At 58.0% G+C, this 25,497-nt stretch carries 22 protein-coding genes; 16 read left to right on the top strand and 6 right to left on the bottom strand.

What is annotated here, in order from left to right; translation table 11 throughout:
* Positions 1 to 2: 2 nt before the first annotated feature.
* The 5 genes from moaE to ALO43_RS21925 all read right to left on the bottom strand — a co-directional run bounded on the left by moaE (position 3) and on the right by ALO43_RS21925 (position 4,301).
* Positions 3 to 452, bottom strand: a complete 450-nt coding sequence (gene moaE / locus ALO43_RS21905; RefSeq protein WP_053480727.1) for a molybdopterin synthase catalytic subunit MoaE — start codon at positions 450 to 452, stop codon at positions 3 to 5.
* Between the two features lie 2 nt (positions 453 to 454).
* Complete coding sequence (gene moaD, locus ALO43_RS21910; RefSeq protein ID WP_005891353.1) at positions 455 to 700, bottom strand: molybdopterin converting factor subunit 1; 246 nt, start codon at positions 698 to 700, stop codon at positions 455 to 457.
* A complete protein-coding gene (gene moaC / locus ALO43_RS21915) occupies positions 697 to 1,182 on the bottom strand; it encodes a cyclic pyranopterin monophosphate synthase MoaC (protein WP_024671343.1) in 486 nt (161 codons plus the stop codon). The genes moaD and moaC overlap by 4 nt, the downstream gene beginning before the upstream one ends.
* 251 nt (positions 1,183 to 1,433) lie before the next feature.
* Positions 1,434 to 2,828, bottom strand: coding sequence for a PhoH family protein (locus tag ALO43_RS21920; protein ID WP_024671344.1), 1,395 nt, complete (start codon positions 2,826 to 2,828; stop codon positions 1,434 to 1,436).
* Positions 2,829 to 3,122: 294 nt separating this feature from the next.
* Positions 3,123 to 4,301, bottom strand: a complete 1,179-nt coding sequence (locus ALO43_RS21925; protein WP_005891348.1) for a polysaccharide deacetylase family protein — start codon at positions 4,299 to 4,301, stop codon at positions 3,123 to 3,125.
* 197 nt (positions 4,302 to 4,498) lie between these two features.
* Between ALO43_RS21925 and yaaA the strand changes: the two genes are divergently transcribed.
* The 16 genes from yaaA to ALO43_RS22005 all read left to right on the top strand — a co-directional run bounded on the left by yaaA (position 4,499) and on the right by ALO43_RS22005 (position 24,584).
* Positions 4,499 to 5,278, top strand: coding sequence for a peroxide stress protein YaaA (gene yaaA, locus ALO43_RS21930; protein WP_005891347.1), 780 nt, complete (start codon positions 4,499 to 4,501; stop codon positions 5,276 to 5,278).
* Between the two features lie 806 nt (positions 5,279 to 6,084).
* On the top strand, positions 6,085 to 7,401 hold the full coding sequence (locus tag ALO43_RS21935) for a nucleotide sugar dehydrogenase (protein WP_005891346.1): 1,317 nt from the start codon (positions 6,085 to 6,087) through the stop codon (positions 7,399 to 7,401).
* A 101-nt stretch (positions 7,402 to 7,502) separates the two neighbouring features.
* Positions 7,503 to 8,984 (top strand): mannuronan synthase, encoded by a 1,482-nt coding sequence (gene alg8 / locus ALO43_RS21940; RefSeq protein WP_024671347.1) that lies wholly within the window; start codon positions 7,503 to 7,505, stop codon positions 8,982 to 8,984.
* Between the two features lie 40 nt (positions 8,985 to 9,024).
* The gene (locus ALO43_RS21945) at positions 9,025 to 10,197 is read left to right on the top strand and encodes an alginate biosynthesis protein Alg44 (RefSeq protein ID WP_005891344.1); all 1,173 of its coding nucleotides are present in this window, start codon (positions 9,025 to 9,027) and stop codon (positions 10,195 to 10,197) included.
* 2 nt (positions 10,198 to 10,199) lie between these two features.
* Positions 10,200 to 11,612, top strand: a complete 1,413-nt coding sequence (gene algK, locus ALO43_RS21950; protein WP_024671348.1) for an alginate biosynthesis TPR repeat lipoprotein AlgK — start codon at positions 10,200 to 10,202, stop codon at positions 11,610 to 11,612.
* Positions 11,609 to 13,090: an alginate export family protein gene (locus ALO43_RS21955; RefSeq protein ID WP_024690122.1), complete on the top strand. Its 1,482-nt coding sequence runs from the start codon at positions 11,609 to 11,611 to the stop codon at positions 13,088 to 13,090. Before algK ends, ALO43_RS21955 begins: the two co-directional genes overlap by 4 nt.
* A 26-nt stretch (positions 13,091 to 13,116) precedes the next feature.
* Positions 13,117 to 14,724: a mannuronan 5-epimerase AlgG gene (gene algG, locus ALO43_RS21960; RefSeq protein WP_054998043.1), complete on the top strand. Its 1,608-nt coding sequence runs from the start codon at positions 13,117 to 13,119 to the stop codon at positions 14,722 to 14,724.
* 14 nt (positions 14,725 to 14,738) lie between these two features.
* Positions 14,739 to 16,178 carry an alginate O-acetyltransferase AlgX-related protein gene (locus ALO43_RS21965; RefSeq protein ID WP_005891338.1) on the top strand — a complete coding sequence of 480 codons (1,440 nt, stop codon included), beginning with the start codon at positions 14,739 to 14,741 and terminating at the stop codon, positions 16,176 to 16,178.
* An 8-nt stretch (positions 16,179 to 16,186) separates the two neighbouring features.
* Positions 16,187 to 17,323: a mannuronate-specific alginate lyase gene (locus ALO43_RS21970; protein WP_054998044.1), complete on the top strand. Its 1,137-nt coding sequence runs from the start codon at positions 16,187 to 16,189 to the stop codon at positions 17,321 to 17,323.
* 187 nt (positions 17,324 to 17,510) lie between these two features.
* Positions 17,511 to 19,067, top strand: a complete 1,557-nt coding sequence (locus ALO43_RS21975) for an MBOAT family O-acyltransferase (protein ID WP_054998045.1) — start codon at positions 17,511 to 17,513, stop codon at positions 19,065 to 19,067.
* A gap of 10 nt (positions 19,068 to 19,077) precedes the next feature.
* Positions 19,078 to 20,253: an alginate O-acetyltransferase gene (locus ALO43_RS21980; protein ID WP_005891333.1), complete on the top strand. Its 1,176-nt coding sequence runs from the start codon at positions 19,078 to 19,080 to the stop codon at positions 20,251 to 20,253.
* Between the two features lie 12 nt (positions 20,254 to 20,265).
* On the top strand, positions 20,266 to 20,934 hold the full coding sequence (locus ALO43_RS21985) for an alginate O-acetyltransferase AlgF (RefSeq protein WP_005891331.1): 669 nt from the start codon (positions 20,266 to 20,268) through the stop codon (positions 20,932 to 20,934).
* A 119-nt stretch (positions 20,935 to 21,053) separates the two neighbouring features.
* Positions 21,054 to 22,505 (top strand): mannose-1-phosphate guanylyltransferase/mannose-6-phosphate isomerase, encoded by a 1,452-nt coding sequence (locus ALO43_RS21990; protein WP_054998046.1) that lies wholly within the window; start codon positions 21,054 to 21,056, stop codon positions 22,503 to 22,505.
* A 289-nt stretch (positions 22,506 to 22,794) separates the two neighbouring features.
* Positions 22,795 to 23,148: a hypothetical protein gene (locus ALO43_RS21995; protein ID WP_005891328.1), complete on the top strand. Its 354-nt coding sequence runs from the start codon at positions 22,795 to 22,797 to the stop codon at positions 23,146 to 23,148.
* Between the two features lie 134 nt (positions 23,149 to 23,282).
* Entirely contained in the window at positions 23,283 to 23,747 is a 465-nt protein-coding gene (locus ALO43_RS22000; RefSeq protein ID WP_024671352.1) for a hypothetical protein, read from the top strand.
* Positions 23,748 to 23,765: 18 nt separating this feature from the next.
* A complete protein-coding gene (locus ALO43_RS22005) occupies positions 23,766 to 24,584 on the top strand; it encodes an SDR family oxidoreductase (RefSeq protein WP_054998047.1) in 819 nt (272 codons plus the stop codon).
* A 50-nt stretch (positions 24,585 to 24,634) separates the two neighbouring features.
* Here the strand turns inward: ALO43_RS22005 and ALO43_RS22010 are convergent, their stop codons facing one another.
* A complete protein-coding gene (locus ALO43_RS22010; protein WP_054998048.1) occupies positions 24,635 to 25,495 on the bottom strand; it encodes an efflux RND transporter periplasmic adaptor subunit in 861 nt (286 codons plus the stop codon).
* Positions 25,496 to 25,497 lie beyond the last annotated feature (2 nt).

Consider the following 25,497-nt stretch of genomic DNA (forward strand, 5'->3'; position numbering starts at 1 on the left):
GGTTATTTCCAGCGATCAGCCGCTTGGTGATCGCTGTGGCGGCCTTCTACCCAACGCGGACCTTCAGGTGTGTTTTCACGCTTCCAGAACGGCGCCCGGGTCTTGAGGTAGTCCATGACAAAATCGCAGGCCTCGAATGCGGCCTGCCGATGAGCACTGGCAACGCCGACGAAAACGATGGGCTCGCCCGGCTCCAGCGCACCTACCCGGTGCAGCACATCAACCCTGAGCAACGGCCAGCGCTGCCCCGCCTCTTCGGCGATCGTCGCCAGCGCCTTCTCGGTCATGCCCGGATAATGCTCCAGGAACATGCCGGATACCTCGCGGCCGTCGTTGAAATCACGCACGTAGCCGACAAAACTGACCACCGCACCGATGCCACGATTGGCGGCGTGCAGCGCGTTGACTTCAGCGCCAGGATCAAAGGCGGCTGCCTGTACACGAATCGCCATGATCAACCTCCGGTCACGGGCGGAAAGAACGCGACTTCATCGCCGTCAGCCAACGGCTCGGTCGGCTTGCACAATTCCTGATTGCGAGCGCACATCAGGTTCTGCTCGGCCAGAACCTGCCAGGCCTCACCGCGCTGCAACAGCGCCTGCCTCAGTGTTTCAATAGTGGCGAACCGGCCTTCGACAGACTCGCCGTCCAGGCCCAACGATTCACGATAGCGGGCAAAGTACTGGACCTGAATCTTCATGAAGAAACCTGTGCCTGATCGGCAGTGAAATGACCACTTTTGCCACCAAGCTTTTCCAGCAGACGAACCGACTCGATAACCATGCCGCGGTCGACCGCCTTGCACATGTCGTAAATCGTCAGCGCCGCGACGCTGGCCGCAGTCAGCGCTTCCATCTCCACGCCGGTCTGTCCGGACAGTTTGCAGCTTGCGGTGATGCGCACTGCAGCATCGCCTTCGGCGGCGAGATGCACTTTGATACTGGTCAACATCAGCGGATGGCACAGCGGGATAAGGTCGCTGGTTTTCTTGGCGGCCTGGATACCTGCAATACGCGCGACAGCAAACACATCACCCTTTGGATGACCACCGCTGACAATCATTTGCAGCGTCGCGGGCAGCATACGCACATACGCTTCAGCCACAGCCTCACGGGACGTCACGGCTTTATCAGTGACATCGACCATATTGGCGCGACCCTGGGAATCGAGATGAGTGAGCACAGCGTTACTCCTTGGCAGATGCAAGAAGTGTAGAGGGTGTGGCAGTTACAGGCTACCGGCAGCAAGCTCGGAGGGCGTAGGAGCGAAGGCTATGTTTCGGGTGATAAAGAATTTTTGAATGCACAACACTCTTCGCGAGCAAGTTCGCTCCTACAGCCTTCGGCCAGGAGCGAACTTGTTATACGTGTGAGCTGGAGCATGCAAGCAAGGGGATCTCGTAAAACGAGGCTCCCCCGCTTGAAGCTTTCGCTCTACAGATGACTCTCTGCGTATTCGGCCAGTATTGAGCGTGGCACGCCTTGCAGGGCGATGTGTACGCCGTTCGGGAAGTCTTTGAAGCGCTCCGTGAGATAGGTCAGACCAGAGCTGGTGGCTGACAGGTAAGGGGTATCGATCTGCGCCAGGTTGCCCAGGCAGACCACTTTGGAACCGGCACCGGCGCGGGTGATGATGGTTTTCATCTGGTGCGGGGTCAGGTTCTGGCATTCATCGATCAGGATCAGGCTTTGCTGGAAGCTGCGACCCCGGATGTAGTTAAGGGATTTGAACTGAAGTGGCACTTTGCTCAGGATGTAATCGACACTGCCGTGAGTATTCTCGTCATCCATGTGCAGGGCTTCGAGGTTATCGGTAATCGCGCCGAGCCACGGCTCCATTTTCTCGGCCTCGGTACCCGGCAGAAAGCCGATCTCCTGATCCAGACCCTGAACGCTGCGCGTCGCTATGATGCGGCGATAGCGCTTGGTGACCATCGTCTGTTCGATGGCAGCCGCCAGGGCAAGGATGGTTTTACCCGAACCCGCCGCGCCTGACAGGTTGACCAGATGAATATCCGGATCAAGCAGGGCGAACAGCGCCAGCCCCTGATAGATGTCACGCGGCTTCAAACCCCAGGCTTCCTGATGCAGCAAAGGCTCCTGGTGCATATCGAGAATCAGCAACTCGTCGTTTTTGACGCCCTTGATCCAGCCCACGAAACCCTGTTCGTCGACAATGAATTCGTTGATATGAACAGCCGGCAGCATTTCATTGAGCTGCACTCGGTGCCAGGTACGGCCTCGTTCCTGGCGGGTATCGACCTTGTTGACCCGGTCCCAGAACGAGCCGGTCATGTCATGGTAGCCACGCGACAACAGTGAAACGTCGTCCACCAGCTGGTCGGTGCTGTAATCCTCTGCTGCAATGCCGCAGGCACGCGCCTTTAGGCGCATGTTGATGTCTTTGGTCACCAGTACGACGCTCAAGTCCTTGTTGCGCGCGTGCAGGTCGATCAATTGGTTGATGATGATGTTGTCATTGAGGTGCTCGGGCAACAGACTGTTGGGTTCCTCGCGCTTGCTCATCAGAATAGACAAAAAGCCTTTGAAAACACCGGTCCCGCGATCAATGGGCACTCCCTTTTCGACATCTGCAGGGCAGGCTTCACCCAGGGTCTTGTCGATCAGACGAATGGCCTGGCGGCACTCGGCGGCAACGGAATGTTTGCCGGCTTTCAGTTTGTCCAGTTCCTCCAGGACCGTCATGGGAATGGCGACGTGGTGTTCTTCGAAGTTCAACAAAGCGTTTGGATCATGGATCAATACGTTGGTATCGAGCACGTAAAGGATTGGCTGGTTAGTGGAGGGGGTGCGTCCGTGATCATCCATACTCGCTCACCTTTTCAAAAGCCGGGCGACGCAGAACCAAGACAGTACTGCGCCACGAAAAGGCCGCCGGATTCTTCCCTTGAGGCAGGGTAGAAATGTCGCTCAAGGTGGGTCTTGGAAGACGCCACCTGTGTTGCAGGTTTCGGCGGTCTGTATTCGTAATACAGCAAAAGGGATGACAGAAAAAAGCGTTTTGACAGTTTTTTGAAGTTTATTTCACAGGATGACGAATAGGACTTGGCGGGCGTCCGCAGCACGTTTAAAGTCGGAAGTCCGCCCACGCCGAATCAGCCTTCATTCCCCCTCCGGCGCAGCCTCCTCGCTACTCTCCGGCCCTTGCTCCACGGTCGTTTCAGAGATATTTCGACAGTCATCCCAAATCAGCTCGCTTTGCGCCGTATTGGCCAGCAGCAATGGCAGCGCAGACTGCGCCTTGTTGGCGACGTCATGAAACACGACCGTGCCTTTGCGCCAAAGCAGCATCAAGGTCAGCACGCGGTCGCTGACCTGCTCTGCGGTGAGCCGCCCGGTGTCATCCTGCGCGTCGATGTTCCATAGCGATACACGCAGGTGCCGGTCACGAAAGAAGTCGCCACTGTCGGCCCGACGGTGACCATAAGGCGGGCGAAACAAAGGCACGAAGTTATCCGGCAGCACCTGCTGAACCAGCGCCTCGCTGCGCAGGATGGAATCCTGCCAGTCCAGCCACTGACTGTGCGAACGGTACTCCCAGCCCTGCAGGCCGACGCACTGCTGGCGGTAAAGCGCCTGCAGGCCGACAGCCGAGCTGGTGTCGAGGCGCTCCTGAAGGCTCTTGCCGAGCACAAAGAAGGTGGCAGTCATCTTTTGTTGACGCATGAAGTCGGCCAGCCAGTCGGTTCCGCCATCCAACGGGCTGGGGCCGCCTTCGAAATTGAGCATGAACGTGCGATCAGGCAGCTCGTCGCCGCTCATCTCATCGGAGTTATAACGCTCGATCTCGCTGCTGGTCTGCGGAAACAGCGCGGCCATGAACAGCAACTCATTCAGGTAGCGGCGATGAAACGCCGCACCGGGGCCAGCCCAGCCGGCATAGAACGAATCGTTCGATACCTGATACTCCTCGGCGCGCAGGCGAAGTTGGTCCATGTCCTCGACCAGCACACAGAAGTTGGCATCTTCTTCACAGCTCTTCTGAGCAGCCTGATAGTTCTCGAGCAGGCGCAGCCACAGGCGATGGCGGACGACGTTCAGTGAAGGCACATTGACAAATCGCAGACCCAGCCGTTGTTTGAGCCCCTCTTCGTCGAGCTTCTCACTCAGATACAACTCATGGGCGAAGGAGAGGATCTCTGCACGCGACGCCACGTCGAACAAGCCCGGCGTCTCCAGCCGCTCGGGCCAAACACTACGGTCGATGGTGGCAATGACTGGCGCGGCCGCCTGAGCCTGAAGCCACAGCAGACTCGCACACACAGCTAAAACAATACGCAAACCCGACGCCCTCTTGATGAGCCCTGGCCGATGACCGGCGTGCCACTATAGCCGATATAGCCACGGCTTCTTATGTCGAGATCCATACAACGCGCACCTGCATGACATCACTGACAATGCATCATCGACCATCGCCATCGCTGGAGTCATGGGTCGTCAACCCCTAGAATCGCAGGACGATCAAAGGAGACGACTTCATGCTGATGGTGATTTCCCCAGCGAAAACCCTCGATTTCGAGACGCCACCCACTACCGCACGCTTCACTCAGCCACAGTATCTGGAGCACTCTCAAGAGCTGATCACTCAGTTGCGAGAGCTGACCCCCGCGCAGATCGGTGAACTGATGCACCTGTCCGACAAGTTGTCCGGGCTGAACGCAGCACGCTTTGGCAGTTGGGACCCGGCCTTCACCCTCGACAATGCCAAACAGGCGCTGCTGGCGTTCAAGGGTGACGTCTATACCGGTCTGCAGGCCGAAACACTGAGCGATGCGCAACTGGACTATGCCCAGCATCACTTGCGAATGCTGTCAGGCCTTTATGGCCTGCTGCGCCCGCTGGACCTGATGCAGCCCTATCGCCTGGAGATGGGAACAAAGCTGGCCAACGCCCGGGGCAAGGATCTTTATGCGTTCTGGGGAACAAGGATCAGCGAATGGCTCAACGAGGCACTTGCCGATCAGGGCGATGACCTGCTGCTGAACCTGGCGTCCACTGAATACTTCTCGGCCATCAAACGTGCGGCGCTGAAGGCGCGGATCATTGACACCGAGTTCAAGGATCTGAAAAACGGCCAGTACAAGATCATCAGCTTCTACGCCAAGAAAGCACGCGGCATGATGAGCCGCTTTGTTATCGAAGAACGGATCAATACGCCGGCTGCACTAAAGGAGTTTGACGTGCAGGGCTATCGTTATAGCAGCGAACAGTCAACCCCCGACAAGTTGGTGTTTCTGCGAGACACTGCTAACCACTAACGCCGTCAAAAATGTGTAACAGGCTACTGTTACACAGCCTTGATCTGCTGTTCCGCGCCCGCTGACGACAAGTTAGTGACGCCAAGGAATCGTCAAAACAACGCCGTCATGCAACGTGTCTTTTTTTCGTGAAAAAATAATCAATTTTTTTAAGTAGTGGCCTTTTAGCTTTTCGCTGTAGTAGCACTTACGCCCTCTGCCCGCTGCGCCCCCTGCAAAATAAGGCTTTGGTAAAAATTCACCACGCCTTGTCTACGTCTTTGTCACGGGGTTGATACATCAAAATCTGCAAATCAGGACGAGTGGCCCGGAACTAAATACGAATTCATGCGCTCCTACATCCCGTAACAATTCAGGGCTAACCTGTAAGAGATCACTTACAGGTGGGCAGAAAATCGGAAAGTTACTGACAGGGACGCATGATCTTCCGGGTACCCGGTATCTGGAATCAGACTCACATCACTAGTTGATGTTGGTAGACAGGCGACGCCGAACGGGTGGCATGCGCAGGATCCGAGAGGGACGCTACGGCTCTGGCCGGGGCTTTCCAAGCGAGGTCCGCCATCGATCGTCAGACAAGGAGTGGTTTACTGCATCCAAGGAGAGCAGGGCCCTGCCCGCCGGACAGGACACTTGCCGCTTGCACTTAGTGTCATTTGAGTTCGCCTCGTTTGTTTGGGCACTCACTCATTAACTCTGCCTGTGTTAGTTGAACGGTTTATAAGCCGTGTGCACTGACGCGTGATACCTGCTGGCAAAAATTTATATCCAGCCACTTGATGGCGTGAAAAATCGAGGAGAATACGATGCGTATCAGCATATTTGGTTTGGGTTATGTCGGTGCCGTCTGTGCCGGTTGCCTTTCTGCACGCGGTCACGATGTAGTGGGCGTGGATATCTCCAGCACCAAGATCGACCTGATCAATAACGGCAAGTCGCCTATCGTTGAACCAGGCTTGGAAGAACTGCTGCAAAAAGGCCTTGCTACCGGCAAGCTGCGCGGTACTACCGACTTCGCAGAAGCCATTCGCGCCACCGACCTGTCGATGATCTGCGTCGGCACGCCTAGCAAGAAGAACGGCGACCTGGAACTGGATTACATTGAATCCGTGTGCCGCGAAATCGGTTATGTCCTGCGCGACAAATCCACGCGTCACACCATCGTTGTTCGCAGTACTGTACTGCCGGGCACTGTCGCCAATGTGGTTATCCCTATCCTCGAAGACTGCTCTGGCAAGAAAGCCGGCGTTGATTTCGGCGTGGCGGTAAACCCTGAGTTCCTGCGCGAAAGTACCGCCATCAAGGACTACGATCTGCCGCCAATGACCGTCATCGGCGAATTTGACAAAGCCTCGGGCGACGTCCTGCAATCGCTGTACGAAGAACTCGACGCGCCGATCATCCGCAAGGACATCGCCGTTGCCGAAATGATCAAGTACACCTGCAACGTATGGCACGCCACCAAAGTAACCTTCGCCAATGAAATCGGCAACATTGCCAAAGCCGTGGGCGTCGATGGCCGTGAAGTAATGGACGTGGTCTGCCAGGACAAGGCTCTGAACCTGTCCCAGTACTACATGCGCCCAGGTTTCGCATTCGGCGGTTCCTGCCTGCCGAAAGACGTTCGCGCCCTCACCTACCGTGCCGGTAGCCTGGACGTTGAAGCCCCTCTGCTCAACTCGCTGATGCGCAGCAACACGTCGCAAGTGCAGAACGCTTTCGACATGGTTGCAAGCCACGATTCGCGCAAAGTTGCACTGCTGGGCCTGAGCTTCAAGGCCGGTACCGACGATCTGCGTGAAAGCCCGCTGGTAGAGCTGGCCGAAATGCTGATCGGCAAGGGCTTCGACCTGAGCATCTTCGACAGCAACGTTGAATATGCACGCGTTCACGGCGCCAACAAGGACTACATCGAATCCAAGATTCCGCACGTTTCGTCGCTGCTGAATTCGGACTTCGATCAAGTCATCAATGACTCTGACGTCATCATCCTGGGCAACCGCGACGAGCGTTTCCGCGCCCTCGCCAACAAGACCCCTGAAGGCAAGCGTGTGATCGACCTGGTGGGCTTCATGTCCAATGCCACCACCGAAGACGGTCGTGCCGAAGGTATCTGCTGGTAAATCAGCCGCAAGCCACAAGCGCCAAGCTCCAGGCCACAAGCTCAAGCCAACTGCTTGCAGCCTGGGGCTTGAGGCTTGCAACTGACTTAGGGATACAGATTATGCAGAGGCTCAAGCACGGCCTGTTACAGGCCGCCGGTTGGCTGTTCTATCTGAGTTTATTAATGGGCATTGCAACTGCATTGCCCACCAGTATCTTCGACTCACAGTCGAAGAACTTTATCTTCCTGATTGGCGCCGTCGGCATCTGGCGCTACTCGATGGGGATCACACACTTCGTGCGCGGGATGATCTTTCTGTACATCGTCTACCCTCACTTGCGCCGCAAGGTACGCAAGCTGGGCAGCGCTGCAGACCCCTCGCACGTGTTTCTGATGGTCACCAGCTTTCGTATCGACGCACTGACCACCGCTCAGGTGTACAACTCGGTAATCCGAGAAGCCATCGACTGCGGACTGCCGACCACCATCGTCTGCTCGCTGGTGGAAATGTCCGATGAGCTGCTGGTCAAGAGCATGTGGGCGAAGTTCAACCCGCCGGAACGCGTCAAACTGGACTTCGTACGGATCCCGGGCACCGGCAAGCGCGATGGCCTTGCCTACGGCTTCCGCGCCATTTCGCGTCACTTGCCCGACAGCCGCGCGGTTGTTGCAGTGATCGACGGTGACACCGTGCTCAACGAAGGTGTGGTTGCCAAGACCGTGCCCTGGTTCCAGCTGTTCGACAACGTCGGCGGTCTGACCACCAACGAGTTCTGCGAAGTGCGTGGCGGCTACATCATGAGCGAGTGGCACAAGCTGCGTTTCGCTCAGCGTCACATCAACATGTGCTCGATGGCCCTGTCCAAGCGCGTGTTGACCATGACTGGCCGCATGTCGGTATTCCGCGCCACGGTGGTCACCGACCCGGAGTTCATCGCCGACGTGGAAAGCGATTCGCTCAACCACTGGCGTCTGGGCACGTTCAGGTTTCTGACCGGTGACGACAAGTCCAGCTGGTTCAGCCTGATGCGTCTGGGCTACGACACCTTCTACGTGCCGGATGCGGCGATAAACACGGTCGAGCACCCGCCCGAGAAGAGCTTCCTGAAAGCCAGCCGCAAACTGATGTATCGCTGGTACGGCAACAACCTGCGTCAGAACTCGCGCGCACTGGGCCTGGGCGTTCGTCGTCTGGGGATTTTCACCAGCATCGTGCTGTTCGACCAGCGTGTGTCGATGTGGACCTCCATTCTCGGCCTGACCGTCGCCATCATCGCCAGTTTCAAATACGGCGGCGCGTTCCTGCTGATGTACCTGCTCTGGATCGGCATGACCCGTCTGATCCTGACCCTGCTGCTGTCCCTTTCAGGACACAGGATCGGGCCTGCCTACCCGATAATTCTCTATTACAACCAGATCGTCGGCGCCCTGATGAAGATTTACGTCTTCTTCCGCCTGGACCGCCAGTCCTGGACGCGCCAGGACACAAAACTCAGCCGCGACATGGCCAGCTTTCAGGGCTGGTTCAACACGTGGTCGTCCCGAACCATGACTTTCTCGGCTGGCACCATCTTCGTCGCCGTGCTGTTGACGATGGTTTGACCGGGCCAACGGATTAATTGCTTAAGTAGGAAAAATAGCCATGAATACAGCCGTGAATGCGAACGTCGTACATGAATCCGAAGCACAGCGCCAACACGCCCGGATCAAGATTCCTGCCAAGCTGCGCCTGCTGAATGATCAGCCGAACGCGCCGCTGGTGCGCATCGAAGACCTGTCAGCCGGTGGCCTGAGCTTCGTTGCTCCAGCAGGGCAGAAATTCACTGAAGGTCAAATTGTAAAAGGACGCCTGCAGTTCATCATCGACAACCTTGGCCTGGCCATGGACGTCGATCTACAGGTTCGCTCCATAGACAACGCCAGCAATCGTATCGGTTGCCAGTTCCAGAACCTGGAGCCTCAGGACATCGCTACCCTGCGTCACCTGATCACTTCGCACCTCTCAGGCGAAGTTGTTACCCTGGGCGAAGTACTCGCTACGCTGCAGCGCGACAACTTCACCAAGGCGCGCAAGGTCAAGGGCAAGGACGGCGGCATGTCGACAATGGGACGTCTGCGCGCAGTCACCTTCAGCCTTGGCGTGTTCATTGTCGGTCTGGCTGCTTTCGGCTTTATCTTCAAAACCGTCTACGGCCTGTATTTCGTCAGCCACGCTTCGGCCGGTCTGGTGTCGATTCCAAGCATGGATGTAACCATGCCACGTGAAGGCACCGTGCAGAGCCTGGTCGGTCCGAATGGCGAAGCCACCAAAGGCGCGCCACTCGCAACCTTCAACACCAGCATGCTGGAAATGCTCAAGGGCAGCCTGACCGGTGAAGACCTGCAGCCAGCCAAGATCGAAGAGCTTTACGGCAAGCAAATGAGCGGCACCCTCACCAGCCCATGTGATTGCGTTGTCGGTCGCCAGCTGGTTGCCGATGGTCAGTTCGCTTCCAAGGGTCAGGTCATCTTCCAACTGGTCCCACGCAACGCACCGGCCACAGTGGAAGCACGCTTTACCTATCGTCAGTTCAACGACGTCAAGCCAGGCACCCGTGTGAGCTTCCAGATCGCGGGCGAAGACAAGCTTCGTACCGGCAAGATCATCAGCAGCACCAACCTGAGCGATGCCGACCTGTCTACCGACATTCGTGTGCAGATCCAGCCTGACGAAACCCTGAGCAGCGCGCTGGCCGGTCGTCCTGTAGAAGTTGTCAGCGATCGCGGCCCATCCGTGAACTGGCTGCTCGACAAAGCCATGGCTGCGGGTCTGTAACCATGAACAGCCCACTACGACGCCTGTCGACCCCCACGCTATTGAGCCTCGCCGTCGCGCTCGGCCTGAGCGGCTGTGCCGGCCTGCCTGATCAACGCCTTGCCAATGAAGCCCTGAAAAACGGTGACACTGCGCTGGCGGAGCAGAACTATCGGCAGCTGGCGGACCTGGGCTACAGCGATGCACAGGTCGGTCTGGCCGACATTCAGGTGAACACTCGCGACCCGGCCCTGCTCAAGCAGGCCGAGGCCACTTACCGCGCTGCGGCAGAGACTTCGCCTCGTGCGCAGTCGCGCCTTGGCCGATTGCTGGCGGCCAAGCCCGATGCGACTGAAGCTGAACACCGCGAAGCCGAAGGCCTGCTGAAAAAAGCATTCGCCAATGGTGAGTCCGGCACCCTGATCCCGTTGGCCATGCTGTACCTGCAATACCCGCACACGTTCCCGGAAGTGAATGCGCAGCAGAAAATCAGCGAGTGGCGCGCGGCAGGTTACCCGGAGGCCGGTCTGGCTCAGGTACTGCTGTACCGCACTCAAGGCACCTATGCGCAGCATCTGGATGAAGTCGAGAGCATCTGCAAGCAGGCGCTGTCGGCGACTGACATTTGTTACGTCGAGCTGGCCACGGTCTATCAGACGCGCGGCCAGGCCGAACAGCAGGCTGCACTGATCGAAAAACTCAAGAGCGAACATGCGGCAGGCCGCGTCAACGCTCAACGAGTGGACAGTGTCGCGCGCGTACTGGGCGACTCCACCATCGGTACACCGGACGAGAAAACCGCCCAGCAATTGCTGGAAGGCATCGCGCCGGGCTACCCGATTTCCTGGGTGACGCTGGCCAAACTGCTTTACGACTTCCCCGAACTGGGCGACGTCAACAAGATGATGGAATACCTGAACAACGGCCGTGCCGCAGATCAGCCCCGCGCCGAACTGCTGCTGGGTCGCCTGTATTACGAAGGCAAATGGGTCACACCTGACGCATTCAAGGCCGAAGAACACCTCAAGAAAGCCACAGCGACTGAGATCTCCGCCCATTACTACCTGGGTCAGATCTATCGCCGCGGTTACCTGGGCCAGGTCTATCCACAAAAAGCTGTGGACGAACTGCTGACCGCCGCACGCGGTGGCCAGAACAGCGCTGACTTCGCCCTTGCGCAGCTGTTCTCGCAGGGTAAAGGCACCAAACCTGACCCCGTCAATGCCTGGGTATTCGCCCAGATGGCACTGGCCAGCCAGACCCCGCAAGCCACCGAGCTTGCCGAAGCCCTCAACACCCAACTGCCGCCTGAAAAGCTTGCCACCGCCAAAGATCTGTTGGCGCGCGAGCAAAAAGTCCGGGGCGCTACCGCCACTCAGAACGCGATGGCAGCGCAAGCCCTGCAAGAAGAAAAAGACGGTGAGGAAGCATTATGAAGTTGAATCCCCTGATGGCCGCCGGCATGGGCCTTGGCTTCACCCTGTTGTGGGCCTGCCCGACGCTGGCAGCGCTGACCGAACAACAGAATTTCGGTATCGAAATCAAGGCCACGGCACAGGCCGAGGATGATCGCGATCTGGGCACCCGTTCGGGCGGCGACGTCAACGGTGTGGGTCTGGACCTGCGTCCCTGGGTATATGGCGAACGCGGCGACTGGAGCGGTTATGCCATGGGCCAAGTGGTGACTGCTACCGACATCATTCAGACCGACCCGCTGGAGCAGAGCAACGCCGACGGTAGCGGTACGCAAACCTCGCGCGGCACTGCCAGCGAGCGTGAGACCGACAAGACCTACGCCGCACTGCGTGAATTCTGGATTGGCTACAGCGGCTTCACGCCCTACCCTGGCGAGATCCTGAAAGTCGGTCGCCAGCGTCTGCGCAATGATGACGGCCAGTGGCACGACACCAACATCGAAGCCATCAACTGGTCGTTCGACACCACGCTGCTGCGCGCTGAACTGGGTGCCGCCCAGCGTTTCAGCGAATACCGCACCGACCTGACCGAGCTGGCGCCTGACGATGAAGACCGCAAGCACCTGTTCGGCTCGGTGAGCTACCAGTGGACACCTGGCCATTGGGCCGGTATCCGCGCGCACCACAGCGCTGACGACGGCAAGCTCAAGTCGCAAGGCCAGGTGCTCGACGACCTGGACAAGACCTCGAATGGCGATCTGACCTGGGTCGGCCTGCAAGCCGACAGCGATGCCTACAACTATCGCAACAACACCCATCAGCTCAACTATTGGGGCAGCCTGACCTGGCTGGACGGCACGCGCGACGAAATCGGCGTGACTTCCGCAGCCAACGACCAGTTCATCGCGGGCCAGAAGAACAGCCGCGACATGAACGGCTGGGCCACTGACCTGGGCCTGCGCCTGCGTCTTGACCCGCAGTGGCAAGTCGGCGCGGCCTATTCGCGCGCCAGCAGGGATTACGTCCAGAACGGTCTGGAAAGTAACCGCTCCAACTGGACCGGCACACGCTCGCGCATCCATCGCTTCGGTGAAGCCTTCCAAGGCGAAATGGCCAACGTGGAAACCGGTTCGCTGTTCGCTTCCTGGCAGATGAACGAGGAATACGACGCGTCGCTGATCTACCACAAGTTCCGTCGTGTGGACGGCAACACCGGTATCGGCGGTTCGGGCATCAACGCGGTAAACGACAATCAGGACGGCACGTTCAGTTCGCTGCCACTGGAAGACGGAAGCAAGGACCTGGGTCAGGAGATGGACCTGGTTGTGACCAAGTACTTCAAGCAAGGTCTGTTGCCAGCGTCGCTCAGCCAGTCGTTCGATGAACCTTCGGCCCTGGTGCGTTTGCGCGCAGGTGTCTTCAAGCCCGGCGACGCCTATCAGAACAACGTGGACAGCTACATGCACCGCGCTGTCGTCGACGTCATCTGGCGCTTCTGATGCGAACCGCCAAAGGAGTGCCAGAGATGAACAGTCAAGCTAGCAACGGGCGCAGCCGCAACTGGTCACACGCCCTGCTCGAAAGCGCAGTGCTGACCAGCGCCCTGCTGATGGTCAGCAGTCTGGCGCTGGCCAATGCGCCTGTCGTACCCGAGACCCCGAAGCTGGTCAAAGGGCTGCAACAGGCCAAGACCTACACCATCACCAGCCCGCCCACCGCGCCTCTGGAAATGGCCAAACCGGTGCTGCCGGACCTCAGCGGCTACACCGCCGAGGCGGCACTGAAGAAGATCGTGCGCAACAAGCCGGGCAAGGTCACTGTCTCGCGGATGATGGAAGAAACCGGCCTGAAGGAATTCATCGGCGGTGACAACAAGATGACTGAATGGGTGGCCCGCCAGAAGGGTATCCCGCAGGCCATCATGATTTCCGACGGCTACGTGAGCCTGCAGGACTTGGCGAAAAAGGTCCCGAAACAGTTCCTCAACGAAGTGTCGCCGGGTGTCTACGTGGCGCGCCTGCCGATTCTCGTCAAAGAGACCGGGATTTTCGAGATCGACAGCAAGACCAAGGAATTGCGTCTGTCTCAGGAAAAGGGTTCGTTCATTGTCAGCGAAGGCAAGATGCTGATCACCCACACGCAGGTCAACGCCTGGAGTGAAACCCGCAACGGCCTGGCGACCTATCGCAAGCCCGACGAGTTTCGCCCGTTCCTGTTGACTTGGGGCGGCTCGGAAACCTGGATCGCCAACACCAAAATGGCGAGCATGGGTTACAACCAGAGCAAGTCGTACGGCATTAGTATTTCCCAGTACACGCCTAACACTGCGAAGGTGCTCAAGCGTCCCGAGCCAACTGGCTGGATCGTCGACTCCGAGTTCTCGGACATGTGGTACGGCTTCTACTGCTACGAAACCCGCGACTTCGTGGTCAAGGGCAATACCTACCGCGACAACATCGTGTACGGCATTGACCCGCATGACCGTTCACACGGTCTGATCATCGCCGAGAACGACGTTTACGGGACCAAGAAGAAGCACGGGATCATTATTTCCCGGGAAGTGGACAACAGCTTCATCTTCCGCAACAAGAGCCACGGCAACAAATTGTCCGGCGTGGTTCTGGACCGTAACAGCGTCGGCAACATCGTCGCCTACAACGAGATCTATCAGAACCACACTGATGGCATCACCCTGTACGAAAGCGGCAACAACCTGTTGTGGGGCAACCGCGTCATCGCCAACCGCCGCCACGGCATTCGCGTGCGCAACAGTGTGAACATCAAGTTGTACGAAAACGTTGCCACCGGCAACGGCCTGATGGGCGTGTATGGCCACATCAAGGACCTGAGCGACACCGACCGCGACATCGAGCTCGACCCGTTCGACGCCCAGGTGTCGCTGATCATGGTGGGCGGCGAACTGGCCGGTAACGGCTCTGGCCCGCTGTCCATCGACTCGCCACTGAGCGTCGAGCTGTATCGCGTCTCGATGCTGATGCCGACCAAAGAAGTGGGCATCAGCCTCAACGGCATCCTCGGTGATCGCCAGGACGAAATCCTCGACCTGCTGGTACGCCAGAAGAAAGCCGTATTGATCGACCCCGTCGAAAGCCAGACCGAGCTGCGGGAATGAGGAAGGGTATTGTTATGCACGCACATCTGATCAAGCTGTTGAGCCTGTCCAGCCTCACCGCCGCGCTGATGGCCGCCGCCGGTGTCGCTCGCGCGGACGACTCGCAAGCGCCGACCTTCAAGGCCGAGCCATGCTGCAGCCTGTGCCCGGCCGCGCACGACGCAAAAAACTACGTCTCGCGCTATCAGCAGAACTTCACCACGCTGATCCAGGCGCAAGGTGACTGGCTGTTTCGTACCCAAGAAGACCTGCGTACAGAATTCGACACGTCGCCTTCCGGCTACCGTCGCATGAAAGAACTGCACGATGCGTTCAAGAGCAAAGGTGTTGAACTGGTTGTGGTCTATCAGCCGACTCGCGGTCTGGTAGATCGCAACAAGCTGTTCCCGGCAGACCGCGACAAGTTCGACTACGACAAGGCACTGAGAAACTATCAGGCCATGCTCGGTCGGTTCAGCAAAATGGGCTATTGGGTGCCTGACCTGGCGCCGTTGACAAACGAACAACAGGCGCACGACTTCTATTTCCGCGGTGACCAGCACTGGACGCCGTATGGCGCTCAACGCACCGCGAAAATCGTCGCCGAGACGGTCAAGAAAATCCCTGCGTATTCCGACATTCCGAAACGCGAATTCGAAAGCCACATCTCTGGCCGCATGGGCAAGAACGGCACGCTGCACAACATGGCCGGCCAACTGTGCGGGACCAGTTACGCCGTGCAGTACATGGACCAGTTCAGCACCGAACCCAAAGGCGAGGCGGCTGACGGTGACCTGTTCGGCGATTCCGGCAACCCGGAAATCACTCTGGTCGGCACCAGCCACAGTGGCAAGAACTACAACTTCGGCGGCTTCCTGCAGGAAGACCTAAGCGCCGACGTACTGAACGTGGCCTTCCCCGGCGGCGGTCTGGAAGGTTCGATGCTGCAGTACCTGGGCAGTGAAGACTTCCAGAAGCGTCCACCGAAGATCCTCATCTGGGAGTTTTCGCCGCTGTACCGCCTGGACCAGGAAACCATCTACCGCCAGATGATGTCTCTGCTGGACAACGGTTGCGAAGGCAAACCTGCAGTGATGAGCGCCAGCACCACCCTCAAGCCGGGCACCAACGAAGTACTGGTCAACGGCAAGAACGGTATCAAGAACATCCGCAACGGCAGCAACCAGATCGATATCAAGTTCGATGACACCTCGGTCAAAACCCTTCAAGCCAGACTCTGGTACATGAACGGCCGCCACGAGGACCTGAAAATCGAAAAACCGGAAACGTCTGATACAGACGGACGCTTCGCCTTCGAACTACGCGAAGACGAGGACTGGGCCGACCAGCAATTGCTGGCACTGGAAATCCAGGGACCGGAAGCAGGCGCAGCACCACAGAAAGTCGAAGCCAAAGTATGCAAACGCAACGTGTTCCCGAGCGATGCGAAACACAACGCTCAAGCTGGACTATGAGGTGAATTATGCAGACTCCTAAACTGATCCGCCCTACCCTGCTGTCGCTGGCAATCCTGTCATCGATGGCCTGGGCGACGGGCGCGTCCGCCGCGCTGGTTCCACCCAAGGGCTACGACGCCCCGATCGAAAAAATGAAGACTGGCGATCACAACTTCAGTTGTGCCGCCGTTCCCAAGCCGTACACCGACAAACTGGTTTTCCGCAGCAAGTACGAAGGTTCTGACAAGGCGCGTGCAACTCTCAATGCGGTGTCGGAAGAAGCCTTTCGCGACGCAACCAAGGACATCACCGACCTTGAGCGTGGCGTCAGCAAAGTCGTGATGCAGTACATGCGCGACGGCCGTCCTGAGCAGCTCGATTGCGCGCTGAACATGATGACCACGTGGGCCAAAGCCGATGCGCTGGAGTCCCGCGAGTTCAACCATACCGGCAAGTCGATGCGCAAATGGGCACTGGGCAGCATGTCCTCGGCTTATCTGCGCCTGAAGTTCTCCGATTCGCACCCGCTGGCCAATCGTCAGCAGGAAGCAAAGATCATTGAAAGCTGGTTCAGCAAGCTGGCCGATCAAGTGGTCAGCGACTGGAGCAACCTGCCGATGGAAAAAATTAACAATCACTCGTACTGGGCCGCTTGGTCGGTGATGGCAACAGCCGTCGCGACCAACCGCCAGGACCTGTTCGACTGGGCAGTCAAAGAGTTCAAGGTTGCCGCCAATCAAGTCGACAAGGACGGCTTCCTGCCCAACGAGATGAAGCGCCGCCAACGCGCATTGTCGTATCACAACTATGCCCTGCCACCGCTGGCGATGATTGCCAGTTTCGCTCAGGCCAACGGCGTAGACCTGCGTCCGGAAAACAACGGTGCCTTGAAGCGTCTGGGCGACCGGGTGCTGGCTGGCGTCAAGGATCCTTCGATTTTCGCTGACCACAACGGCGAGAAACAGGACATGACGGACCTCAAGAAAGACCCGAAATTCGCCTGGCTCGAACCGTACTGCTCGCTCTACAACTGCAGCCCGGATGTGCTGGAAGAGAAACACGAAAAGCAGCCCTTCAAGACTTTCCGCTTGGGCGGCGACCTGACCAAGGTCTACGACCCTTCGCATGAAAAAGGCGACAAGGGCGACAACATCGGTGAGTGATGCGCCGTTGATTGCAGGTGCGGGCCTGTCGGCGAAGACGTAGCACCAGACGACGCCTGAACGAGATCAGGTCTCGTTCGGGCAGCTTCGCCGACAAGCCGTGAAGTGACGTAATTTACCCCCCTTTTTTACGGGGGGTTTGGGGGGGCTTTGAGCCCTTGAATGTTGGACCAACGGAGAGATAAGGATGGTTTTCTCATCCAACGTGTTCCTGTTCCTGTTCTTGCCGATCTTTCTCGGCTTGTACTACCTGAGCGGGCAACGCTATCGCAACCTGCTGCTGCTGATTGCCAGCTATGTCTTCTACGCCTGGTGGCGTGTGGACTTTCTGGCGCTTTTCGTCGGCGTGACGGTCTGGAACTACTGGATCGGCCTGAAGGTGGGCGCAGCAGGTGTGCGGACCAAACCGGCGCAGCGCTGGCTGCTGCTCGGCGTCATAGTGGACCTGTGCATTCTGGGCTACTTCAAATACGCCAATTTCGGCGTGGACAGCATCAACGCGGCCATGACCTCAATGGGTCTGGAACCGTTCATCCTGACCCACGTGCTGTTGCCGATCGGTATCTCGTTCTATGTCTTCGAGTCCATCAGCTACATCATCGACGTTTATCGCGGCGACACGCCGGCGACACGCAACCTGATCGACTTTGCTGCGTTCGTTGCAATCTTCCCGCACTTGATTGCCGGGCCGGTACTGCGCTTCCGCGATCTGGCCGACCAGTTCAACAACCGTACCCACACGCTGGACAAGTTCTCCGAAGGCGCCACGCGATTCATGCAGGGTTTCATCAAGAAAGTGTTCATTGCCGACACCCTGGCCGTGGTCGCCGACCACTGCTTCGCCCTGCAGAACCCGACCACTGGCGATGCCTGGCTCGGTGCTCTGGCTTACACCGCACAGCTGTATTTCGACTTCTCCGGTTATAGCGACATGGCTATCGGTCTGGGCCTGATGATGGGTTTTCGCTTCATGGAAAACTTCAAACAGCCTTACATCAGCCAGTCGATCACCGAGTTCTGGCGGCGCTGGCACATCAGCCTGTCGACCTGGCTGCGTGACTACCTGTACATCACCCTGGGTGGCAACCGCGGCGGCAAGGTCGCGACCTATCGCAACCTGTTCCTGACCATGCTGCTGGGCGGTCTGTGGCACGGTGCCAACGTCACCTACATCATCTGGGGTGCCTGGCACGGCATGTGGCTGGCGATCGAAAAAGCGGTAGGCATCAACACCAAGCCTTACAGCTTCAATGTCATTCGCTGGGCACTGACCTTCCTGCTGGTGATCGTGGGCTGGGTCATCTTCCGCGCAGAAAACCTGCACGTTGCCGGCCGTATGTACGGCGCCATGTTCAGCTTCGGCGAATGGCAGCTGTCCGAACTCAACCGCGCCAGCCTGACCGGGCTGCAAGTAGCAACTCTGGTAGTGGCCTACCTCACTCTGGCGTTCTTCGGTCTGCGTGACTTCTACCAGAACCGTGAAGCCGAAAGCGGCAAGAGCAGCAAGGCCGACGGCCCTGCGACGGCGCAACCGGGCACCATCAAGGCGGTTCCTGGTGATGCTCCCGGCAGTCTGCACATGCCTGGTTACACCGTGGGCAGCGAAGCCCAGGTGCAACCGGCTTACTGGGAAGCCGACTGGCCACGTTACGCCATGCGCGCGCTGATTCTGCTGTTGTTCGTGGCTTCGATTCTCAAACTCTCGGCGCAAAGCTTCTCGCCGTTCCTTTACTTCCAGTTCTGAGGAGCCTGACATGACACGTTCATTACGAATCCTCTATATCGCCATCTTCCTGGCCATTCTGCTGGTCCTGGGCGTCTGGTCGCTGCGCAGTTTCAGCACGTTCTCGACCTCGGCCGAGACCACCGTGCTTAACGGCAAATGGACCAAGGCGGCGGAAACCCATTATGACGATGAGTTCCCGATCAAGCGTCTGGGCACCAACCTCTGGGCGGCGCTGGACTTCAAACTGTTCAACGAAGGTCGTCCGGGCGTAGTGCTCGGCAAGGACCAGTGGTTGTACACCGATGAAGAGTTCGATGCGGTTGCCAATGGTGAGCAGAACGAAGCCGACAACCTGGCGCTGATCCAGGGTGTTCGCGACGCACTGGAAAAGCATGGCACTAAACTGGTCCTGGCAATCGTTCCGGCAAAAACCCGTCTGTACCCGGAACACATCGGTGACACCAAACCTGCCAGCCTGCATGTCGATCTGTATCAACAGTTCCACGATCAGGTGGCCAAGGCCGGCATCTTTGCCCCGGACCTGCTGGCACCGCTGCAGGCGGCCAAACAGCAAGGTCAGGTCTTCCTGCGTACCGATACCCACTGGACGCCGATGGGTGCCGAAGTTGCCGCGCAGCAACTGAGCGCTGCAATTGCCCGGCAAACCCCGCTGGAAGGCGAACCTGAGCAGTTCGTCACACAAGCAAAGGGAACTGAAGCTTACAAAGGCGACCTGACTACATTCCTGCCACTCGATCCGCTGTTCAGCAATCTGCTGCCCAAGCCCGACGAGCTGCAGAAACGCAGCACTGATCCGGTAGAAGGCGCTGCGGCAGGCGATGACGCCCTGTTTGCAGACAGTGATATCCCGGTGGGTCTGGTGGGCACCAGCTACAGCGCAAACCCTAACTGGAACTTTGTCGGTGCGTTGAAGCAGGCGCTGCGCAGTGACGTCGTCAACTACGCCGAAGACGGCCACGGTCCGATTCTGCCGATGCTCAAGTACCTGCAGACCGATGCGTTCAAGAACACCCCGCCGCAAGTCGTGATCTGGGAATTCCCGGAGCGCTACCTGCCGGCCCACAACGACCTTGGCGAGTTCGATCCCAAGTGGATCGCAGAGCTCAAGAAGTCGCGTGACACCCAAGAAAATGTGGCACTCAACGCCAAACAATCCGAGTCGCCCAACCGGGCGCAAAACTGAGAGGACTGACTCATGACTTTTAACACTACTGCTAACCGTTCGACCGCAAAACGCCTTTTCAAGACCTGCGCAATGGCTGCCGGTCTGGGCCTGATGTCCCTGCAAGCATTTGCTGGCGACTCCGCCCTCTACGGCCCGACTGCCCCTAAAGGCTCGACGTTCGTGCGTGTCTACAACGCCAGCAGCGCAGAAATCAGCGCCAGCGTCGGCAACACCAACCTCAACGAAGTGGCGCCACTGGGCAGTACTGCGTTCAGCTTCATGCCACAGGGCGACTACACAGCCAAGCTGGGCAGCCAGAGCCTGCCGGTCAAGCTGGCGGGTGATCACTATTACACCCTGGTCAACAACGCCAGCGGCAAGCCACAACTGGTTGAAGAACCTCCGTTCAAGAACAAGCAGAAATCCTTGGTTCGCGTTCAGAACCTGAGCGACAAGTCACTGACCTTGAAAACCGCAGATGGCAAGACCGATGTGGTCAAGGCTGTAGCGGCCAAAGGCACCGGCGAGCGTGAAATCAACCCGGTCAAGGTCAGCCTGGCGCTGTACGACGGCGACAAGAAAGTCACCGATGTGAAACCAGTGGCGCTGGAGCGTGGCGAAGCCGCCGTGCTCTACATCACCGGCAGTGGCAGCAGCCTCTCGCCAGTGTGGGTCAAGCCACCGGTCGCAACCCGCTAATACGGATTATGCCGGTCGGTTCAAGGCATCAGCGTTGAACCGGCCCGCGCGGAACAAGAACAAGACTGAAACGACAGACACCTCGTACAGCCCTAATTGAATGCTTTTGGAGAAACAAAATGATTCCAGTTATCTTGTCAGGCGGTAGTGGTTCACGACTCTGGCCGCTTTCGCGTAAACAATTTCCTAAACAGTTCCTTGCACTGACCAGCGACCACACCCTGTTCCAGCAAACACTGGAGCGTCTGGTGTTCGAGGGCATGCAGGAGCCTATAGTGGTCTGCAACAAGGACCACCGCTTCATCGTCAACGAGCAACTCGCCGCACTTAACCTGAAGACCCAGTCCATTTTGCTGGAGCCTTTCGGCCGCAACACGGCGCCCGCCGTTGCGCTGACCGCCATGAAACTGGTCAACGAAGGCAACGACGGCCTGATGCTGGTGCTGCCTGCCGACCACGTCATCGAAGACCAGAAAGCCCTGCAACGCGCGCTGGCACTGGCGACCGTCGCTGCAGAACGTGGCGAAATGGTCTTGTTCGGCGTACCGGCCAACAAACCGGAAACCGGCTATGGCTATATTAAGTCCACTGCCGATGCCCTGCTGCCGGAAGGCGTCAGCCGCGTGTCGCAGTTCGTCGAAAAGCCTGACGAGAAACGCGCTAAAGAGTTTGTCGACGCCGGTGGCTATTACTGGAACAGCGGCATGTTCCTGTTCCGTGCCAGCCGTTTCCTCGAAGAGCTGAAAAAGCACGATCCGGACATCTACGACACTTGCCTGCTGACGCTCGAGCGCAGCGTGCTGGATGACGATGCTCTTGAAATCGATGCCTCCACCTTCGCCTGCTGCCCGGACAACTCCATCGACTACGCCGTCATGGAAAAAACCCAGCGCGCCTGCGTTGTGCCGCTGTCGGCTGGCTGGAGCGATGTCGGCTGCTGGTCGTCGCTGTGGGAAGTCAATGCCAAGGATGCCAACGGCAACGTGACCAAGGGTGACGTGGTTATTCAGGACAGCCGCAACTGCATGATCCACGGCAACGGCAAGCTGGTGTCGGTCATCGGTCTGGACAACATTGTCGTTGTCGAAACCAAGGACGCCATGATGATTGCCCACAAGGACAAGGTCCAAGGCGTCAAGCAGATGGTCGCCACCCTGAATGAACAGGGCCGCACCGAGACCCAGAACCACCTTGAAGTGTACCGTCCGTGGGGCTCGTACGACTCGGTAGACATGGGTGGCCGTTTCCAGGTCAAGCGTATCTCGGTCAAGCCAGGCGCCTGCCTGTCGCTGCAGATGCACCACCACCGTGCCGAGCACTGGATCGTGGTATCGGGCACTGCGCAAGTGACCTGCGACGATAACGTGTTCCTGCTCACCGAAAACCAGTCCACCTACATCCCGATTGCCTCGGTACATCGCCTGAAGAACCCAGGCAAGATCCCGTTGGAAATCATCGAAGTGCAATCGGGCAGCTACCTGGGTGAAGACGATATCGAGCGTTTCGAAGATATCTATGGTCGCTCGAATGTACTGGAAGCGGGTGTCAAGACACAGACTATCGCTCGTTGATAGGGTTTTAGCTACAAGCTACAAGCTACAAGCTACAAGCTACAAGCTACACAGCCTCCAGCGACTCATTGTTGCCGGGGGCTTTTTTTTGCGTGCCTACACATATTTGTAAACGGCTCGGTACTGACAGCGCTGTGAATTTCAAGTCACTGCAACCTGAAATACGCGGCGAATAGCCACTGTCATTTCTGTCAGTAGAAACCGCTCCTCATCATCTTTAGGATTGCTTGAACGTAACGGCCAGTCCCTCTCCAGCCAAAGCTACACGTTCAAACAGGAGCTATCAGATATGACTACGCAATCTGCACCAAGCCTTCCAGTCCCCTTTATAAAAGGCGCCTCAGCAAAAAACGAAGTTCCGTCGAACGCAGATATCACGTTGGTACTTCCAGCATTTACTGGGCCCACCTGTACGCAGGTAATGCTGACTTTGATAAGTGAGCCGGAAGACTTCAACCGTCAGATCAATCAACTGGTTGAGATAATGCAAGATAAAGATACTGTTGTGACCGTGTCCAATCTCAAGGATGGGAAAAAGATCTTCGAATCGTCGCATAAGGCTAAAATTTCAGGTTCCGTAGACGCCGGTAACGGCCAGTGGATTGAAACGCCTGAGTCTGTTACTTACACGTTTATCGACTAAAACCGTTTTAATACATCAGGACTTCAATGACGCCTCCCCAGGCGTCTTTTTTGTCGTTCTGCCTCGCCGCCCCATTGGTCAACCCATCCTCAATGTCTGTAGGATATCCAGCACTGCCCCTGCTGGAGACTCGTATGTTTATCGGCATCCTTTTGATCCTGACCTGGCTAATCCTGCTGCTCCGTTACCCGGCCAAGGCCTTGCAGGTCTCGCTGGCAGCGGCGGCCGGGCTGGGGATCGTGGCGGCCATCGTGATCTGGCAGGACAGCCGCGAGGCGCGCCAGCTCGAGCATCTGGAAATGCGCCTGAGTTACGATCCGCAAGGCTGCCCGGCAGATCGCCCGTTACAGGTCAGCATCACTAACACCAACCAGGTCGCTCTGCAGGAACTGCGCTGGCGGATCGCTGCCTATGCGCCGGGGGACTCGGTGAATCTGGCGGACAATACTTACACAACCGCCCGCTATCGCGGCCCCGGCGAACTTCAGGCAAAGGGCGCGTGGAAGGATTGCGTGCCGTTGCCTGTATTGCGCAGCGGCTATCGTCCACAAACCCTGGAATTTCGCGCCGAACATCTGCAAGGCAGTTTCTCGGACTGACCCTCAAGGACTTCACATATGCCCATTGCTCTGATCACCGGCTGCTCGAGTGGAATCGGCCGCGCCCTGGCCGACGCGTTCAAGGCCACGGGCTATGAAGTCTGGGCGACGGCACGCAAGACCGAGGATGTTGCAGCGCTGAGTGCTGCCGGGTTTATTGCGGTGCAGCTGGACGTCAACGACGCGCTGGCGCTGGCGCAACTCGCCGCAGGGCTTGAACACAGCGGGCTGGACGTGCTTATCAACAATGCGGGCTACGGTGCGATGGGACCTTTGATGGACGGCGGCGTGGATGCCATGCGGCGGCAGTTCGAAACCAATGTGTTTTCGGTTATCGGTGTTACCCGGGCGCTGTTTCCGGCGCTGCGTCGCAACAAAGGGCTGGTGGTGAATATAGGCAGCGTGTCAGGTGTGTTGGTCACGCCGTTTGCGGGGGCTTACTGCGCGTCCAAAGCAGCCGTTCACGCCCTCAGTGATGCGCTGCGTCTGGAGCTGGCGCCGTTTGGCGTGCAAGTGATGGAAGTACAACCGGGCGCGATTGCCTCCAGTTTCGCGAAAAACGCCAGCCACGAAGCCGAACAGTCGATCAGCGAGCAGTCACCCTGGTGGCCGATCCGCGAAGGTATCCGCGCACGTGCCAAGGCGTCGCTGGACAACCCGACACCCGCCACCGTTCTGGCTAGCGAACTGCTCAAAGCGGTGCAACAGGCCAACCCGCCACGCCTGCTGCGCATAGGCAACGGCTCGCGCATCCTGCCGCTGATGGCGTGGCTGTTGCCCAAGGGGCTGCTGGAAAAAGGCTTGAGAAAGCGCTTTGGTCTGGATACTGATTTGTAGCGTAGAGCTTCACGACAGGCAGTTTTCTGCACGCTCCGCATCCTTGATGATCAGCCACCTGTTGGCCGGACGATCACGGTGCAGGTCATCCCCGCTGCCAGCAGTACACCTTCAGGCACGTGATCAAGATGAATGCGCACCGGCACGCGCTGGGCCAGGCGTACCCAGTTGAAGGTCGGGTTCACATCAGCGATCAGCTCGCGGCTTTGCGGATTATCGCGATCATAGATACCGCGCGCGATGCTTTCGACATGGCCCGCGAGCACTTCGCCGCTCATCAGTTGCATATCCGCCGGATCACCCGGTTTCAGGTGCGGCAATTTGGTTTCCTCGAAAAAACCGTAAACCCAGAACGAGTTCATGTCGACCACCGCCATTTTCGCTTCGCCAATGCGCGCGTAGTCACCGCGATGAACGTTCAGGTTGGTGACATAACCGTCCACCGCGGCCACTACCCGGGTGCGTGAGAGGTTCAGTTGAGCGGCCTCCAGTTGCGCTTGCGCCAGTTGGTAATCGGCCAGCGCCGAGGTGGCCACATTGCTGGCGTCGTCACGATTTTCCGCTGAAATCACCAGCTCATCCATATCGGCGCGGCGCTTGGCGTTGAGCTTGCGCATCTCCCAGGTTGCCTTGCGCGACGCCAGCAAGGCCTGCGCCTGCCTGACGGCGATCTGGTAATGCTCGGGATCGATCTGCATCAACAGATCGCCGCGTTTCACCTGCTGATTGTCGCATACCGGCACCTCCACCACCCTGCCGGACACATCGGCGGCCACGTTGATAACATCGGCACGCACCCGACCATCACGCGTCCACGGTGTATCCATGTAATCGACCCACAGCGCCCGACCGACGCACAGTGCCAAGGCGAGCACCAGCAAGGTGGCAATCAGGCTGAAAAGCTTTTTCATCA

This window comes from Pseudomonas tremae (assembly GCF_001401155.1).
GTDB lineage: Bacteria > Pseudomonadota > Gammaproteobacteria > Pseudomonadales > Pseudomonadaceae > Aquipseudomonas > Aquipseudomonas tremae.

What these genes read in the sequence shown, in the direction of transcription:
- ALO43_RS21970 (WP_054998044.1), top strand. Translation starts at nt 16,187, where the DNA reads ATGCAGACTCCTAAACTGATCCGCCCTACCCTGCTGTCGCTGGCAATC.
- ALO43_RS21990 (WP_054998046.1), top strand. Translation starts at nt 21,054, where the DNA reads ATGATTCCAGTTATCTTGTCAGGCGGTAGTGGTTCACGACTCTGGCCG.
- ALO43_RS21935 (WP_005891346.1), top strand. Translation starts at nt 6,085, where the DNA reads ATGCGTATCAGCATATTTGGTTTGGGTTATGTCGGTGCCGTCTGTGCC.
- moaD (WP_005891353.1), bottom strand. Translation starts at nt 700, where the DNA reads ATGAAGATTCAGGTCCAGTACTTTGCCCGCTATCGTGAATCGTTGGGC.
- ALO43_RS22005 (WP_054998047.1), top strand. Translation starts at nt 23,766, where the DNA reads ATGCCCATTGCTCTGATCACCGGCTGCTCGAGTGGAATCGGCCGCGCC.
- ALO43_RS22010 (WP_054998048.1), bottom strand. Translation starts at nt 25,495, where the DNA reads ATGAAAAAGCTTTTCAGCCTGATTGCCACCTTGCTGGTGCTCGCCTTG.
- ALO43_RS21980 (WP_005891333.1), top strand. Translation starts at nt 19,078, where the DNA reads ATGACACGTTCATTACGAATCCTCTATATCGCCATCTTCCTGGCCATT.
- ALO43_RS21945 (WP_005891344.1), top strand. Translation starts at nt 9,025, where the DNA reads ATGAATACAGCCGTGAATGCGAACGTCGTACATGAATCCGAAGCACAG.
- ALO43_RS21975 (WP_054998045.1), top strand. Translation starts at nt 17,511, where the DNA reads ATGGTTTTCTCATCCAACGTGTTCCTGTTCCTGTTCTTGCCGATCTTT.
- ALO43_RS21955 (WP_024690122.1), top strand. Translation starts at nt 11,609, where the DNA reads ATGAAGTTGAATCCCCTGATGGCCGCCGGCATGGGCCTTGGCTTCACC.
- ALO43_RS21920 (WP_024671344.1), bottom strand. Translation starts at nt 2,828, where the DNA reads ATGGATGATCACGGACGCACCCCCTCCACTAACCAGCCAATCCTTTAC.
- alg8 (WP_024671347.1), top strand. Translation starts at nt 7,503, where the DNA reads ATGCAGAGGCTCAAGCACGGCCTGTTACAGGCCGCCGGTTGGCTGTTC.
- ALO43_RS22000 (WP_024671352.1), top strand. Translation starts at nt 23,283, where the DNA reads ATGTTTATCGGCATCCTTTTGATCCTGACCTGGCTAATCCTGCTGCTC.
- algK (WP_024671348.1), top strand. Translation starts at nt 10,200, where the DNA reads ATGAACAGCCCACTACGACGCCTGTCGACCCCCACGCTATTGAGCCTC.
- algG (WP_054998043.1), top strand. Translation starts at nt 13,117, where the DNA reads ATGAACAGTCAAGCTAGCAACGGGCGCAGCCGCAACTGGTCACACGCC.
- moaE (WP_053480727.1), bottom strand. Translation starts at nt 452, where the DNA reads ATGGCGATTCGTGTACAGGCAGCCGCCTTTGATCCTGGCGCTGAAGTC.
- yaaA (WP_005891347.1), top strand. Translation starts at nt 4,499, where the DNA reads ATGCTGATGGTGATTTCCCCAGCGAAAACCCTCGATTTCGAGACGCCA.
- ALO43_RS21965 (WP_005891338.1), top strand. Translation starts at nt 14,739, where the DNA reads ATGCACGCACATCTGATCAAGCTGTTGAGCCTGTCCAGCCTCACCGCC.
- ALO43_RS21985 (WP_005891331.1), top strand. Translation starts at nt 20,266, where the DNA reads ATGACTTTTAACACTACTGCTAACCGTTCGACCGCAAAACGCCTTTTC.
- ALO43_RS21995 (WP_005891328.1), top strand. Translation starts at nt 22,795, where the DNA reads ATGACTACGCAATCTGCACCAAGCCTTCCAGTCCCCTTTATAAAAGGC.